The sequence below is a fragment of the Paenibacillus sp. FSL K6-1318 genome (genome assembly GCF_037976905.1).
GTDB lineage: Bacteria > Bacillota > Bacilli > Paenibacillales > Paenibacillaceae > Paenibacillus > Paenibacillus amylolyticus_A.
On sequence record NZ_CP150270.1, the window covers coordinates 3,235,719 to 3,251,716 of the forward strand.

The window sequence follows — 15,998 nt, forward strand, 5'->3', positions numbered from 1 at the left end:
GTGTTAAATATGAAGACAGCATCCCCTTCGTTGAGTGGTCGCGATTTGATATCGCCGGTCATAGCCGCTTTAATATCCGTGATTGTTAATTACGGGGGTACATTTATTCTTGTGTTTCAAGCTGCAAAAGTGGCTGGTTTAAGCCCGGAAATGACTGCTTCCTGGATTTGGTCCATCTCGATTGGGGTAGGCGTAACGGGGATTTGGCTCAGTTATCGATACAAGGAACCGATTATTACAGCCTGGTCAACACCGGGTGTGGCGTTTCTCGTTTCAGCATTAGCGGTAACCCCTTATCCAGAAGCTATTGGCGCTTACATGATTTCAGCAGTCGGATTTATTATTTTGGGTTGGTCAGGCATGTTTGAACGTTTCGTTCGACTTATTCCCCCAGGCATCGCCTCCGGATTGTTAGCAGGTATTTTGCTACAGTTTGGAATATCGGCCTTTGGAGGGGCAAAGCTTGATCCTTTGCTTGTTACTGTGCTATTTGCAGCTTACATCGTCCTAAGAAGGTTTACTTCCCGTTACGCCATTGTTGGCATATTGGCAATTGGTTTGATTTATTTGATATGCATGGGAAAAACAGACTTCAGTACGATCCAATTGGCAGTCGCTTCGCCTGTATTTGTTGTCCCAGCGTTTTCGTTAAATGCTTTACTTGGCGTTGCGTTACCGCTGTTCATTATTACCTTGACAGGGCAGTATATGCCCGGAATGCTTGTTCTCCGTAATGATGGATTCAAGACAAGTGCCAATCCTATTTTAGCTGTAACAGGTTTGGGTTCGCTTCTTGCAGCCCCATTCGGATCACATGCTTTTAATGTGGCAGCTATTACAGCAGCGATTTGTACAGGAAAAGATGCACATGAGGATTCAACTAAACGTTATATTGCAGGTATTGCTTGTGGAATCTTTTATATTTTTGTCGGCATTTTTGGCGTAACATTGGCTGCTTTGTTTTTGATTCTTCCTGCTACCTTTATTGCAACATTAGCGGGATTGGCCTTACTTGGAACCATCGGTGGAAGTCTCGCTAATGCATTAACGGACCCTAAAGGACGTGAAACCGCATTGATCACATTTCTGGCGACAGCAGCGAATGTGACTTTGCTTGGCGTTGGTGGTGCATTTTGGGGATTGTTTGCAGGAATGATGGCACATCTACTGATGAATAGTAAATTTCCCAAAAAGCAATTTGGATCGAATAGATAACCGTAATATTGAGAGGAAGATGTTCATGAAACATTTGGTGAAGCAAGATAAAGGAGTAGGAAATGCTGTTCAGCAAGAACTTGCACGGCAGCGGAATACGATCGAACTGATTGCATCAGAGAATTTTGTAAGTCAAGCTGTGATGGAAGCAACGGGTTCAGTATTGACCAATAAATATGCGGAGGGGTATCCAGGCAGAAGATATTATGGCGGGTGTGAGTATGTCGATACAGTCGAAGAGATAGCGAACCGCCGCCTTAAAGCACTTTTTGGCGCTGAACATGCGAATGTGCAGCCTCACTCCGGTTCTCAGGCCAACATGGCAGTATATTTTGCCTCGGTTGAGATTGGTGAGACGATCCTTGGCATGAATTTATCCCAGGGTGGTCATCTAACACACGGAAGTCTGGTTAATTTTTCAGGGAGATTTTATAATTTTGTTTCATATGGTGTCGACGCACAAACAGGCCGCATTGACTTTGACGAAGTACGTAAACTGGCTTATAAGTATCGTCCACGCATGATTGTTGCAGGTGGAAGTGCATACCCGCGGACCATTGAGTTTGAATTATTTGCTCAGATTGCCGCCGAAGTGGGAGCTCTTTTCTTTGTAGATATGGCGCATATAGCCGGAATTGTTGCAGCAGGTTTGCATCCTAACCCGGTACCACATGCACATTTTGTCTCAACTACCACACACAAGACCTTACGAGGACCACGAGGGGGAGCCATTTTGTGCCGGGAGTCGTGGGCACAGGCGATCGACAAAGCTGTATTCCCAGGAACTCAGGGTGGTCCATTCATGCACGTTATCGCGGGGAAAGCGGTGGCATTAGGCGAGGCATTGCAATCCGAGTTCACAACATATATTGAAGGTGTTCTGAATAACGCCAACGTATTGGCAGAAACTTTAATGAATGAAGGACTTACCCTTGTATCGGGAGGAACAGATAATCATATCGTGTTGGTTGACTTACGAACTATGGGCCTTACAGGCAAAGAAGCCGAAGCTTTACTGGATGAAGTAGGGATTACGGCGAATAAAAATGCAATACCTCACGATACGGCAAGTCCTTTGGTTACAAGCGGCATTCGTTTTGGAACTCCGGCTATGACTTCAAGAGGGCTCGGAGCCAGGGAAATGAAAGAAATTGCTCAGCTGATAGGGCTTGCTTTTAAAAATCCAAAGAACTCGGATGTAAAAAATCAAATATTAGGTAATGTCCGCGAAATCACTTCGCAATTCCCTTTATATGAAGACCTCAAATAGTTTAACAACAGACACAGAATGAGCCTGCAATTGTTAACGACGGATAACAATCGCAGGCTCTTATTTTGCTTGCTTATCTTAAAGCTTACTTTTTTGAACAGAAGAGATGTATCGTTAGTACGATTTAAGACACGCCTTAGTAGGCTATACCTACACGAGACTGCACATACTCAACAGACATTAATTGCTGATAAGCAAACTCCGCAGTATCGATTACAGATATAGAAGTTCCTCCGTCAGGCAAGTAGTCGCGCTCAACCCGGTATTTACCAAGAGATTCTCCATCATATAAGTAGGTAGGGCACACAATGGTCCATTCTAACTTTGAAGCTTTGAGAATGTTGTACATCTCCAGATGTTCTTCAGCTGCCCGCGTGGACTTGCGTCTGGACTCGGTCGATTGAAAACGAAGCAAGCCAGGATCCGTTCGACTTTCCAATATTCCAGCTGTACCAATGGTAATGATTCTTTTGATATGCTCCTGAGCCATAGCCTCAACAATCAATCCCGTGGATAGTGATAAAGTAGTCGTTCCATCGGTACTCAATGAACTAACAACAAGATCCACACCCTGTATGGCGTGATGAATATCTTCTTTGACTAAAGCGTTCCCTTGATGCAGAACGAGATTGTCATCGTTGATTCGTACCTTTTCCGGGCTTCTAACCAGTGCGGTTACATGATGATTGGAACGTAGGGCATGAGAGACGAAATGACTTCCAACCCGTCCGGTGGCTCCTAACACTAAAATTTTCATCACAAAAACATCCTTTCGAATCCGAGTGGAGAGTATGTTCTCCATCATAGTACAATCTTTGCAAGTCGATGTATGCCTTCCTTAATCTGATCCTCATCCACTTTCGCAAAACCTAATATCCATCCTTTACGATGACTCTCCAGGCAATATTTACTAAGCGGATACACGCGCACGCCTTGATCAAGGGCAGCATTCGTCATCGCTTCTTCGTCAAATGACGTTTCAGATTCAAGGAGCATATGCAATCCCGTTTCCACACCACTTAAAGTAAATCGTGAGCTTAGCCCAGAAGCAACAATGGCTTTGGTCATGACTTCGTGTCTGCGTCGATATATGTTCCGAACTCTTCTCATATGACGCATAAAATGACCACGCTCGATAAAATGAGTTAGCGTTAATTGTTCCATAATCGGCAGATGACGATAGGTTAATTCATGAACTTGCGTAAGGCGATCAATGGCTTTTTTGGGTCCGATGATAGCGGATAGCCGAATGCCAGGTGCAACCATTTTGGAAAAACTCATCATATAAAGCGTATTCTGAGGTTGTTGACTGAATATCGTCGGAAGCGGGTCTCCACGGTACCTAAATTCGCTATCGTAGTCATCCTCTACAATCCAATATCGATGATGAGCTGCCAAGTGCATTAATTGTTGCCTGCGTGGCTCCGACATAATAACACCAACGGCGCATTGATGAGAAGGTGTGACAAATACGAGTTTCGTCTGTGGGTGAATATGATCTACACATAATCCATACTCATCGACTGGAACGGGATCGACTTGCATCCGGCGGTATTTCATCGCCATCCAAGCAGCCGGGAAGCCGGGATCCTCTACCGAAACTCTGTCTCCCTCACTTAAAAGTGCCTGGGCAATTAAATCAATGCTATGTTGTGCACCGGAGGTTAACAAGATTTGATCAACATCGATATGAATGCCTCGTTCAAGTGACAAATAACGTTGAATCTGTTCTCTTAACGCCAGTAACCCTCTGGCATCACCATAAGCCCATATATCCAGATTGGGTTCAGTAGAAGCTTGTAAAAAAGATTGCCTCCAGGATTTTGTGAAATTTTCATCCAGATAAGGCTCGTGGGGATTAAAATCAATTTCTACTTTGCGATCGTCTCTATTACCGAACCAACTATGCAGATGACCAATCGAATCGTTTAGTATAGGCAGTTCGGGCTGGATAGGCCCTTTCATTGTGACCTCTTCTAATGAACGAGGTGCATATGTCCAGTCACTAACCCTTGTCCCGGCCCGACGGGAGGTGACCGTATATCCGCGGCTGAATAATTCCTCGTACACAATCTGTATGGTTGACCGTGAAACACCAATTAATTGAGCAAGTTCGCGTGAGGGGAGTAGCAATTCGCCGGGTTGCCATTTCCCGGTTGTAATATTATGAATCGCTTGATCCAGAAGTTGCTGCCAGATCGGGCGATGGTCATTCCGATTTACTTTTAGCATTGTTTCAACTCCAGTGCTCATACTGAATTATGGATTGCATTCACTTATGTAATTATGGATCTTTTGGCAATCCAATGATTGATATATTATTATAGCAAAAGTTTAATTTGCAAACAAAACAAAGCTAGACTAAAGTGATGTTTCCCGTGAATCCAACCTATTTTGGTTGGTTCTGCCTGGTTCATACTCGATTCATATTCAAGCCACAGATAGTTCATCTTCTTCGGTTACACTACTGGAGTAGGACCACAGAGATTCCTAAATCCATAGACTAGACAGGAGAAGATGAGATTGACACGAAAGAAACGAACTTCAATCGCCGCCATTACCTTGGTGATCGCGATGATGTCCCCAATGTCGGCCATGGCCACACCCGCTACCAGTAACGGTAGTAGCCCTACGTATGATCTAACTAAAAAAGCAGTAGGCGCGAAGGCCAAGGTACTTACTGAATCATACGCTACGACAAGTGTGCAGTACGCACTGATGGATGAGGGCCAGATTGTGATCTCCGGTCAGGAAGGCAAAAATGACCTGAAAAACAACATCCCGCTTTCCTCTGATACCATGTATGGCATTGGTTCAACCAGTAAAATGGTGCTCGCCACCGCCATAATGAAGCTAGTAGACCAAGGCAAGATTGATCTTGATGAGCCTGTCGTGAAGTATATTCCGGACTTTAAAATGAAAGACAAGCGTTACCAACAGATTACACCACGCATGCTACTGAATCATTCATCCGGACTTCTCGGAACGTCAAGTAACAGTGCAATACTGTTTGGAGATAATGATACCCACGCACATGATATGTTATTGGATCAATTAGCGACGCAACATCTGAAGGCCGATCCTGGCGCATACTCCGTGTATAGTAATGATGGTTTCACATTAGCTGAGATTCTGGTTGAGCGGGTCAGCGGAATGAGTTTTACCAGTTTCATGCATCGGTACATAACCGAACCCCTGGGTATGGAGCATACCAAAACACCGCAGGATGTAGTGGATACTACCCAAATGGCAGCAACATATTCCCCTGCGCATGAGGGACAGCTTCCATTAGAGACCACAAACATGATTGCTTCCGGAGGCCTATATTCGACTGCTGAAGACCTCGTTCAATTCTCAAAAATCTTTACAGGTGAGGTTGAAGGTGTTCTTTCAGAGGAATCCGTAGAGGCCATGGAGCAAGAAGAATACAAGAGAGGCATGTGGCCGGAAGAAGGGGATTCATCCGTTGGCTACGGCTTGGGCTGGGACAGCGTGAACCTGTTTCCTTTTAATGATTACGGCATCCAGGCAGTAAGCAAAGGCGGCAATACGATAACCTATCATTCCTCATTGATTGTGCTTCCGGAATACAATATGGCTGCTGCCGTAACCTCTTCGGGTGGTCACAGCTCAACGGATCAATTGCTGGCAACTGAACTTTTGCTGGGAGCACTTGAGGAGAAAAATATCATTCCGGAACGCAAGCCGGAGAAGTCATATGATGCACCTGTGAAAGCCACCATGCCAACAGAACTTTCACAGCACACAGGCATGTACGCTGGTGGGGCCAACATGTTAATGAAGCTAAACGTAAAAGATGATGGGCAATTAACGTTATCTAATCTGTCGTCTCCTAACAGTCCTGCTCAGACCTATACGTACACCGCTGATGGCTCATTTGTTAATGATCCAGGTACAGAAAAGCTAAAATTCGTTCAGGAAGTCAACGGGAACACATACTTGTGGTCTCGCTCGTATCAGTCTGTGCCTGGGCTTGGGCAAGTTGCTTCCTCTGAATATAAGGCAGAAAAGCTTGAAACCAATGAATTGTCAGAAGAAGTAAAGGCCGCATGGAAGGAGCGGGAAGGCAAAGCGTATGTGTTAGTCAATGAAAAATACACATCAACACTGTACAACACAGCCATGCCGATGATACCCATTCATACGTTTAATGAGCTGCCCGGTTATGTCTACACGAATAAAATCATTGGAGCTAACCAAGCCGTGAACCAATTGCAAATTCCTGGATTGGCAGGTCGTGACACGATGGAATTCAATTTCTATGAGGAAAACGGCGTGGAATACGTTACAGCTGGAGGTAACGTCTATGCTGCTCAAGACATCATCAAACCGATCTATGCGGGAAAACAATCGAAGACAACGATTCAGGCGAATGGTCATGCCACATGGTACTCGATTCCAGCCTCAGCAGCAGGTAAAGAAATGACGGTCAAGATGTCTGCAAACAGCGCATTTGCTGTATACAACCAAGCGGGCGTAGGCATTAATCATACAGTGGTCAGTGGACAAAACGAAATTGTATTGCCTGAGAACGGAACCATTGTGTTCGCGGGTGAAGCTGGTTCGAAGTTCGATATTGTATTGACAACCAGGGCAAATTAATAGATGATAAAAAAACTGTACAACAAAAAGTCGCGGATAACGCGGCTTTTTTTGAGCTTTAAATTTTAAATACTTCGGTTTAAAGTAAATGAATCTTTTTCAGATTCACGATGTAATATTGGGTTTCGCAAAGCTTACTTGAAGGGTAAGTATAAGAGGACATTTACTGGTTGGAAAAAAAATGACGGAGGAAAATGTTGCAAGTGGAAAGGCAAAGCATTGATTGTTAATATACAGTAAATAATAACAATCTGATGTGCAAAAGTTCGACATAAGGACTACAGAAATACTTATGAAAAGAAAATAATGAATATTCGGACAACACCGAGACGGGGAGGACATATGAAAACAACGAAGATCTCATTTTTTATACTTTCACTGATGCTGCTCCTGGTGAGCGGTTTATCAGGATGGGCGGGAGAAGCCGCGGCAACATCCAATTCCGGTAAGACTTATGTGATCGGGACCGATATCACCTTTGCTCCATTTGAATATCAAGATGAGAATGGTGATTATGTTGGTATCGATATGGATTTGCTGGATGCCATCGCCAAAGATCAAAATTTCAAATATCAAATTAAAGCTCTGGGATTCAATGCAGCTGTTCAGGCACTTGAGACGAATCAGGTCGATGGTGTGATCGCAGGGATGAGTATTACCGATGAAAGAAAAGCAAAATTTGATTTTTCTGATACCTATTTTGAATCGGGCGTCGTGATGGGTGTCAGCGCAAACAATGACACCGTTAAAAGTTATGAAGATCTACGCGGTCAGAAAGTTGCTGTAAAAACAGGTACAGAAGGATACAGTTTTGCTGAGTCTATCGCTTCAGAGTATGGATTTACAATTGTCCCATTCGATGATTCTTCCCAAATGTATGACGATGTAAAGACGGGGAATTCCATAGCCTGCTTTGAAGATTATCCCGTACTGGCTTATGGTGTAAATCAGAAAAACGGTTTGAAAATTGTTACCGACAAAGAAGACGGCGCTCCTTACGGTTTTGCAGTAAGCAAGGGGAAAAACCAGGAGCTTCTGGAGATGTTTAATACAGGTCTTGCCAATATCAAAGCTAATGGTGAATATAAGCGCATTACCGAGACATATCTTGGTGACAACGCTCCGACTGTTGCCAATCAAGGTCGCTGGGAGCTAATTCAGAAATCTCTTCCTGCCCTGTTTAAAGGTCTGGGAAACACACTTTTATACACGATTGTGTCCCTGTTCTTCGCGTTTATCATCGGTCTGATTTTCGGATTTATGAAGGTAGGACAGAATAGATTCCTTCGTGGTGTTGCTACCGTATTTGTAGATATCTTCCGTGGTATTCCGCTGATTGTCCTGGCATTCTTTATCTATTTCGGGATTCCACAGGCGATGGGCTTCACGATGCCATTGTTCCTGGCGGCTATTCTGACACTTAGTCTGAATGCAGGGGCGTACGTAACCGAGATTATCCGAGGCGGGATTCAATCGATTGATCGCGGTCAGATGGAAGCTGCCCGTTCATTGGGACTTCCTTATCGCAAAGCGATGATAAAAATTGTCATTCCGCAGGCAGTGCGGGTTATGATTCCGTCCTTTATTAACCAGATGGTAATCACGTTGAAGGATACGTCAATCTTATCCGTTATTGGTCTCGTAGAGTTGACACAATCGGGTAAAATTGTAATTGCAAGAACGTTCTCCTCTTTTGACATTTGGTTAACGGTTGCTGTTATGTACCTGATTGTTATCATCACATTGACCAAAATTGCTGATTATCTGGAGGTGAAGGTTCGTCGTGGCTAAAATAAAAGTTGAAGGTTTGAAGAAGAGTTTCGGCACGAATCAGGTCCTGAAGGGCATTGATGTGGGCGTTAACGAAGGAGAGGTCGTCTGTGTCATTGGGCCTTCCGGTTCAGGGAAAAGCACTTTCTTGCGTTGCATCAACCAATTGGAAGAGATTACGGCAGGCAGGGTTATTGTAGATAATCAGGATCTCAATGATCCTAAAACCAACATTAACAAAGCGCGTGAAAATATTGGAATGGTGTTTCAACATTTTAACTTATTCCCTCATTTTAGTGTTTTGAAAAATATTATGTTTGCGCCAAGAGAACTAGGAGTTTTAAACGCAGAAGAGGCTCGAAAAACAGGCCTCAGCCTACTCGACCGTGTCGGATTGTCTGATAAAGCGGATAGTTTCCCCAGTCAACTCTCCGGTGGGCAAAAACAACGGGTTGCGATCGCTCGTGCGCTCGCCATGAATCCGGACGTCATGTTATTTGATGAACCGACCTCGGCGCTTGACCCTGAGATGGTAGGAGAAGTACTTGGTGTAATGAAAGACCTCGCGAGCGAAGGTATGACGATGATAATCGTTACTCATGAAATGGGTTTTGCCCGCGAAGTAGCTGATCGCGTGATCTTCATGGATGGTGGTTACATTGTCGAGCAGGGAACTCCCACAGAGATATTTGGAAATCCAAAGAATGAGCGGACGATCAGCTTTTTGGAAAAGGTACTCTAGCACTTAATCAAACAATCTATACAGGTAATACATTGAAAGTCGCTATTTAAGCGGCTTTTTTTGTTGTATTATTTAACGGCATCACTTCTTACTTTGAAATGCGAACCGAAATCTTGATCGTATATTGCTCATAACCTCTGACGGAAAGATCATCTAACAAAACATCCTCATAAAAAAATCCAATTAGTTTTAAACCCTCATGTTCACAGTATTTTAGCATTCGATCATAGGTTTTCTCCACACTGGAATACCCATCTGTATGATAGGCAATCAAATAAGTACCGTTCTCTTTTATGAAATTGGCATGCGTCGAATCCTTACTAATTCGGGTATACAGATAATCATAATTGAACGCTTCATTGGCTAAAACTGCTTTGGTATCTCGCATCCAGCCTACGGTATAAGATGCATTCAGATTATGGCTAACTAAGTACTTATCATGCTTAAGCATCGATTCATAGAAGCTTTCGTCATTAGTGTATGGATCGGCCTCGGTGATAACCAAGGATTGCTCCGATATTTCTTCTAAACCGATGTAGGCATGATTGATTCTCAGCGCAGAAGCAGTGATTTGTTTTTTCTCTGAGATTACCTTTTTCATTTTATTCAGTTTTTCAATCTTTACATTCAGCAATTGTTCTTCTTTTTCAAGTAAAGTGATGAGTTCCTCTGGGGATCTTCGATCCAGATACTCTCTTATTTCCTTTAGAGGCATATCTAATTCTTTGAGGATTGTAATTACTTTGAAGACATCCATCTGATTCATTGAGTAGTACCTATATCCATTATCAGCTTTAATCTCCGGAGAAAGAATGCCCAATCGGTCATAGTGAAAAAGAGTATCTTTGCTGACCCCCATCAATTTAGCAAATTGTCCGGAAGACAGATGAGTTAGAGAATGATTCATAAAACCCTCCTTGACTATGGTGTTACACCATACTTTATTGTAACGAAGTACCTTAAGTTTAACAAACGAGAGGAACGATCAAAGTTAACCCAAAAGTGATGTCGATTGAAATAAAGAATCAGGAGGATTTATCAATGAGAGTATTAGTTACAGGCGCAACAGGTAGTGTTGGAGGACATATTGTTGAGCAGTTATTGGAAAAGGGAATAGCGGTGAAGGCATTATCCAGAAAAGAAGGGAACTTACCTGAGGGTGCACTCGCAGCCCTTGGCGATTTAGACCAACCTGAAACTGTTGAACCTCACCTTCAGGGTGTGGATAGCGTATTTTTGATTACACAAAGTGACCAATCGGATACCAAGTTTGAACTGAACAAAACCATCATTCAAATGGCAAAGAAAGCAAATATTAAAAAAATCGTGGCATTGATTGATTTTTACAATAATCCAATCGAAGAAGTCATTCAACAGAGCGGGATGGAATGGACCATCCTGAAACCTGTTGAATTTATGAAAAATGCTCTTTATGGATGGGACGAGACGATTAAACAAGAAGGTGTCGTACGTCATGCTTTTCCCAATAGTTTAAGTGCACGAATTCATGAAGCAGACATTGCCAGCGTTGCTGTTAAGGCATTAACTGAACCAGAACATAACAGCAAAATATACAACTTGACCGGGCCTGAAGCATTGTCTATTCGGACTATGGTCCAGCAAATATCTGAAGTTATTGAAAGACCGATCAAGCTAATGGAACGAAGTGAAGAGCAAGTGATACAAGAATGGAAGGAAAAAGGGTATGACGACGAGTTCATTCAGTACTTTATTATAGAAATGGTCAAAAATCCGCCAGCAGAGGTATATACGGTACTACCCACTATCGAAGAAGTAACCGGAAAACCAGCTAGAACGTTTGCCCAATGGGTTAGCGAAAATAAATCATATTTTATCTAAACCCGTTCTCAGCAGTTGCTGTCATAACTCACCGATAGCTTGAAAATGAACTTGAACTTTAACACCCGACAAAAGCCTTCGATGACATAACAGTCATAAGGCTTTTTCGTTGTTGTTCTAATTGTTCAATCTCTCTAAGTGGCGTAAGATATATTCAGGATCTGAAATGTATACAAATTGCAAGAGGAATAGTTTTGGAGAAAAAGAGAGGTCAGTGCTCCATGGAAAACGTGTCACATGAAGAACAACTGGAATCCATCAAAGCCTTTCAATCAACCATCCGCAAATCGGAAAATGCCTTAGTGAATATGACTCAGAACAGTAATAACACGACCTTGTTACAAAAACGCCTCAAAGCTCTACACATCGGTGCAGCGTTATTAGAAAATGTCTGGAATCATGAAGTTGAACCTCATTCATACACTAAGGAAGAGATAACAGAAGCTCGCCTTGTTTTGGTTGGGTTGTTTCCATCCCTTGAGAGCATGTATACCAAGTCCAAAGCAGGTAGCCCTCAAAAGACACTTCTGGAAAGAAGAATTAAAGCATTTCATCTGGCTGTTCAAGCCATGGATACATACTGAAATGCTTAAGCAATCCATCTTAACGATGAACATGAAATCAAAGAGAGGTCTGTCTAATGAACGACAGATCTCTCTTTTTCTTTTGTAAGTTTAGGAAAACTGATACAGCCGCACACCATGCGCTGGCACAGTCGTAGCTAAGGAATTCTCGCTAAATTCAGCTGCTTCTCCACTCCACAATTCGGTACCTTTGGTAATGCTCGAGAGGCCGATTTCCTCAATGGACAGATCCACAGGTAGAGCATTCTCACCGGTGTTAAACACAGCGACGTAAGAGGAGCCATCCGCATGCTGGGCAGTCCACACAATAAGATCGTCTTTGCGTAAGGCTTCTTTGGCTCCGTAACTCTCGCGATGCATTCGCAGAACCTCACGATTGGTTAACAGGGACAATGTCCAGTCATCGTTATCTCGCAACTCACCACCGAAGATGAGAGGGGAACGGAAGATGCTCCAGAGCGACATCATCGTCAACTGCTCGTCAGGCGTGAACCGAGTCCAGCGATCCGCTCCACCACCATCTACAGAACGGATACCGATATGACCCAAAGGCAACATATCACAGTCTGGCCAGCAGCCTGCTTGGGGAACGCCCTGCCATGTCCGGCAGCGGTCGAACATATCCAATAACAGCGGCCAAAGGTCCCAGAAATCGTCCGTGACCCGCCACATGTTGGCATGCTCGGCTAAGAATTCGGAGTATTCTACCGGAGCAGGGCCGGGAGAGAGACTCAGTACCATAGGCCGACCAGAGCGCTCAATCGCTTTGGATATCATTTCGATCTCAGGCTGATGGGTGTCATAGAGCCTTGAAGCAGCAATATCGTCTACTTTAACCAAGTCAACGCCCCATTGTGCATACAGTTCAAAAAGCGAATTATAATAGGCCTGTGCGCCTTCTTTTGAGCTATCAACACCATACATATCCGTATTCCAGGGACAGATGGAGTTCGGATGAGCAATATCGCGCGCAGTGGCGGTTGTACCCAGAATCGGAGTAGCCGCATGTGCAGCCTGACGTGGAATACCGCGCATGATGTGAATGCCGAATTGTAGTCCAAGACTATGAACGTAATCGGCTAATGGCTTAAATCCCTGTCCATTTGCTGCGGAAGGAAAGCGATTCTCAGCAGGCATAAGCCGCGAATATTCATCCATAATTAGTGGAACGAACGGACGATATTGCGAAGAATTGGCCAAAGGTTCGTACCATTGAATATCGACCGTAATATAGCTCCAGCCGAAGTCTTTAAGATGTTCTGCCATGTACTCGGCGTTGCCACGGATTTCGTCTTCCGTAACGGCTGCACCGTAACAATCCCAGCTGTTCCAGCCAAGTGGTGGAGTTGATGCTGCAAGCGTATGATTCATGGTAATGCTCCTTTATGGATTAATTATTGCTCTCGCTAAATTCATCATAATAAAGGATTTTATTAATATCTACAGTAATGTTGAGTGTAGAATAGCAAAATATTGCGGTTAGTCGAAGAACAATTTACGGTACACAAGGCTTTCTCCGCCACTACGAAATTCACCTGGTGTAACCCCGGTTATGCTGCGAAAGGCTTTGATAAAATAACTTCCGCTGGAATACCCGACTTGTTCGGCGATGACTTCAACACTAAGGCTAGTTCCGCGCAGCAGTTCCATCGCCTTCTCAGTGCGTACACGGGTCAGATAAGCACCTGGCGTCAAGCCTGTACTGGAGGAAAAGCGACGTATAAAGTGATATTTGGAAAGAGAAACCTGCTCGGCAAGGTGATCGATACTGATCATCTTGGAGTAATTGTTTTCTATGTATTCAACGGCTATTTGAATGTTCTCAGACCAATTTTCCCTGTTGTGCAATGTTGTTTTCTGTAGTCGGGTCAGTTCTGTCATGAATTGATACACGCTGGATGATGCGATCAGAGGATCAGTAATTCTGCCTGCAGCCGCATCAGTCACGATCATCCGCAACAGTCGGATCGGTGTACAATCAGCAGGAAGATAGGGAACTTCTCCCGCTTCACGAAGAAATTTTCGCCAATGGGGCAGAATAAGAGTGGGCTTGACCAGCAGGAACAGAAACTCCCAAGGTTCTTTTGATGCTGGATGGTAGTAATAGCGATGTGGTCCTGGAATTTCTGCTAAAAAAGCTTGTCCTGCGGTAACATGATGAATACGATTATTCGACTCAAATACACCTTCACCCGAAATTGTATATTGGAACAACAGGAGAGGACCGTCCGAACGCTCGAGTCCATCCCAATGATAAGAAGGATCGGTTATTGAATCACATCCAGCCGCAAACAGTACACACAGCTGGAGCTCCTTGTCTTCGGTGAATCGAAACCCATAGGTTCCTCTGGGGATATTCATATCAGTTCTCCTTGTTGCCCTGAATTTTTACTGCGCTCCGCGAATGAATATATCTACTAGCTTTTGGGCCAATGAAAAATTTGAACCATATTTGTGCAGGTTATCTTCCCGATTACCCATAAGCATCAAAGTCGAGAAGGTCTCTGCCAGGAAAAACGGATCGTCCGTCCGCAGTCTATTTTCCTCCATTGCCCGTTGGAAATGGGCGGCTAACACTTCGTGAATCTGATGCTCCGCGTTGCGTATATCCTGAATTTGAGCATGGTCGAGAAAAGGCTCAGCTTTTCTGAGCATGGTTTCAATCTCCGCATGTGGATTGCCCAATCTGGCCTCTGCCAGACGAACAAGCCCCGACTCCAAATTCTCGGCCTGATCAAGCATCTGCGAGGTTAATTGACTCACATTGTGTAGCATCGTTGTAAAGGCAACCTTAAAAAGCTCTGGTTTGCTGGTGAAATGATAATAAATGGTTGGCTTTGACACGCTACATGCTTTGCCAATTTGCTGAAGCGTGACCGTTTCGTAGCCATACTCCATGAATAGCTTTGAAGCCGTTTGAATAATAGTTTGCTGAATTGAGATATCTTCGTCGCCATGTTTCGGTCTTCCAGGCAAACGTTTGGGTGATTTTTTTGTCATTGGACTTCCCTCCATGAATATTTTATGACAAATAACGATAGTAAGCAAAATCACTTGTAATTATACTTACCGGTAAGTATAATTTATAAAGAGTTAACAAAGGCAACACATTATCCTCATGACAAGGTGGTTTTAGGGTTGAAGACAGCACAACGTACAAACAAATGGAAAAAGATAATCATGTGGACAATCTTGTCCATCGTTATCATCGTGGCCGGAGTTTTCGTATATCTCAATTCGGTTACGTATAGTCCTTCTGAACGAGCTGAAACGGCGATGACAAGCGATGCTCAGGTTAATGTCACCAAGATTAAGGACGGTTACCGGTTTGAACCTTTGGGTACAGAGGTAACCGAACCGAATATTATTTTTTATCCGGGCGGTCTAGTTAAACCTGAAAGTTATTCTCCACTCGCCAGAGAAATGGCAGAACAGGGTCACCGTGTATACATCGCGAACATGCCGATAAACTTGGCGATTTTCGGTCAAAACAAGGCTGACTCCTTTATCGAGGAACATCCTAACGAAGCGTTTGTTATTGGCGGCCATTCATTGGGAGGCTCATTCGCAGCACGGTATGCTGCGGAGCACAAGGAGAATTTGGAAGGCGTCTTTTTCTTGGCTTCTTATGCAGACGAAGGGGGTAGCTTGAAGAATACGGACTTGTCTATTTTACAGATTACAGGCTCGGACGACGCAGTTCTTAACTGGGAAGACTGGGAGAACTCCAAAGCAAATCTTCCGGAAGATACGACATATGTAAGTATTGAGGGTGGTAATCACGGTCAATTTGGCTCATACGGCATGCAAAAAGGAGATAATCAACCTGTTATTACGGAAGAAAAGCAGTTGGAAGAGGTTGTCGCAGCACTGGAGAACTGGATGGATACTTTAAATTAAACTATTAAATGAATGTATTGTATGGATAATTAAC

14 protein-coding genes are annotated in these 15,998 nt (G+C 43.8%); 8 read left to right on the forward strand and 6 right to left on the reverse strand.

Features of this window, described 5'->3' with window-relative positions:
- Nucleotides 1–9 precede the first annotated feature (9 nt).
- Entirely contained in the window at nucleotides 10–1,215 is a 1,206-nt protein-coding gene (locus NYE45_RS14345; protein ID WP_340017166.1) for a benzoate/H(+) symporter BenE family transporter, read from the forward strand.
- Nucleotides 1,216–1,240: 25 nt separating this feature from the next.
- Nucleotides 1,241–2,485, forward strand: coding sequence for a serine hydroxymethyltransferase (glyA, locus tag NYE45_RS14350; RefSeq protein ID WP_340017167.1), 1,245 nt, complete (start codon nucleotides 1,241–1,243; stop codon nucleotides 2,483–2,485).
- Between the two features lie 136 nt (nucleotides 2,486–2,621).
- Here glyA and NYE45_RS14355 read toward each other — a convergent pair whose 3' ends face one another.
- On the reverse strand, nucleotides 2,622–3,242 hold the full coding sequence (locus NYE45_RS14355) for an SDR family oxidoreductase (protein WP_340017168.1): 621 nt from the start codon (nucleotides 3,240–3,242) through the stop codon (nucleotides 2,622–2,624).
- A gap of 44 nt (nucleotides 3,243–3,286) precedes the next feature.
- A complete protein-coding gene (locus NYE45_RS14360; protein WP_340017169.1) occupies nucleotides 3,287–4,717 on the reverse strand; it encodes a PLP-dependent aminotransferase family protein in 1,431 nt (476 codons plus the stop codon).
- Between the two features lie 285 nt (nucleotides 4,718–5,002).
- Here NYE45_RS14360 and NYE45_RS14365 point away from each other — a divergent pair, with 285 nt between their 5' ends.
- The 3 genes from NYE45_RS14365 (at nucleotide 5,003) to NYE45_RS14375 (ending at nucleotide 9,620) form a co-directional block, all read left to right on the forward strand.
- Nucleotides 5,003–7,108: a serine hydrolase domain-containing protein gene (locus tag NYE45_RS14365; protein ID WP_340017170.1), complete on the forward strand. Its 2,106-nt coding sequence runs from the start codon at nucleotides 5,003–5,005 to the stop codon at nucleotides 7,106–7,108.
- Nucleotides 7,109–7,450: 342 nt separating this feature from the next.
- Nucleotides 7,451–8,899: an amino acid ABC transporter substrate-binding protein/permease gene (locus NYE45_RS14370; RefSeq protein ID WP_340017171.1), complete on the forward strand. Its 1,449-nt coding sequence runs from the start codon at nucleotides 7,451–7,453 to the stop codon at nucleotides 8,897–8,899.
- On the forward strand, nucleotides 8,892–9,620 hold the full coding sequence (locus NYE45_RS14375) for an amino acid ABC transporter ATP-binding protein (protein ID WP_340017172.1): 729 nt from the start codon (nucleotides 8,892–8,894) through the stop codon (nucleotides 9,618–9,620). The genes NYE45_RS14370 and NYE45_RS14375 overlap by 8 nt, the downstream gene beginning before the upstream one ends.
- An 88-nt stretch (nucleotides 9,621–9,708) precedes the next feature.
- Here NYE45_RS14375 and NYE45_RS14380 read toward each other — a convergent pair whose 3' ends face one another.
- Nucleotides 9,709–10,527 (reverse strand): MerR family transcriptional regulator, encoded by an 819-nt coding sequence (locus NYE45_RS14380; protein ID WP_340017173.1) that lies wholly within the window; start codon nucleotides 10,525–10,527, stop codon nucleotides 9,709–9,711.
- A gap of 134 nt (nucleotides 10,528–10,661) precedes the next feature.
- On the opposite strand from NYE45_RS14380, the gene NYE45_RS14385 reads away from it, so the two are divergent.
- Together NYE45_RS14385 and NYE45_RS14390 are read left to right on the forward strand one after the other, a co-directional pair.
- Nucleotides 10,662–11,480 carry an NAD(P)H-binding protein gene (locus NYE45_RS14385; protein WP_340017174.1) on the forward strand — a complete coding sequence of 273 codons (819 nt, stop codon included), beginning with the start codon at nucleotides 10,662–10,664 and terminating at the stop codon, nucleotides 11,478–11,480.
- A 221-nt stretch (nucleotides 11,481–11,701) separates the two neighbouring features.
- On the forward strand, nucleotides 11,702–12,064 hold the full coding sequence (locus NYE45_RS14390; protein WP_340017175.1) for a hypothetical protein: 363 nt from the start codon (nucleotides 11,702–11,704) through the stop codon (nucleotides 12,062–12,064).
- A 90-nt stretch (nucleotides 12,065–12,154) separates the two neighbouring features.
- Here NYE45_RS14390 and NYE45_RS14395 read toward each other — a convergent pair whose 3' ends face one another.
- The 3 genes from NYE45_RS14395 to NYE45_RS14405 all read right to left on the reverse strand — a co-directional run bounded on the left by NYE45_RS14395 (nucleotide 12,155) and on the right by NYE45_RS14405 (nucleotide 15,064).
- Nucleotides 12,155–13,435, reverse strand: coding sequence for a glycoside hydrolase family 27 protein (locus NYE45_RS14395; protein ID WP_340017176.1), 1,281 nt, complete (start codon nucleotides 13,433–13,435; stop codon nucleotides 12,155–12,157).
- 108 nt (nucleotides 13,436–13,543) lie between these two features.
- Nucleotides 13,544–14,425, reverse strand: a complete 882-nt coding sequence (locus tag NYE45_RS14400; protein ID WP_340017177.1) for an AraC family transcriptional regulator — start codon at nucleotides 14,423–14,425, stop codon at nucleotides 13,544–13,546.
- A gap of 27 nt (nucleotides 14,426–14,452) precedes the next feature.
- A complete protein-coding gene (locus NYE45_RS14405) occupies nucleotides 14,453–15,064 on the reverse strand; it encodes a TetR/AcrR family transcriptional regulator (RefSeq protein WP_340017178.1) in 612 nt (203 codons plus the stop codon).
- Nucleotides 15,065–15,202: 138 nt separating this feature from the next.
- Between NYE45_RS14405 and NYE45_RS14410 the strand changes: the two genes are divergently transcribed.
- Nucleotides 15,203–15,964, forward strand: coding sequence for an alpha/beta hydrolase (locus tag NYE45_RS14410; protein ID WP_340017179.1), 762 nt, complete (start codon nucleotides 15,203–15,205; stop codon nucleotides 15,962–15,964).
- The last annotated feature ends 34 nt before the right edge of the window (nucleotides 15,965–15,998 follow it).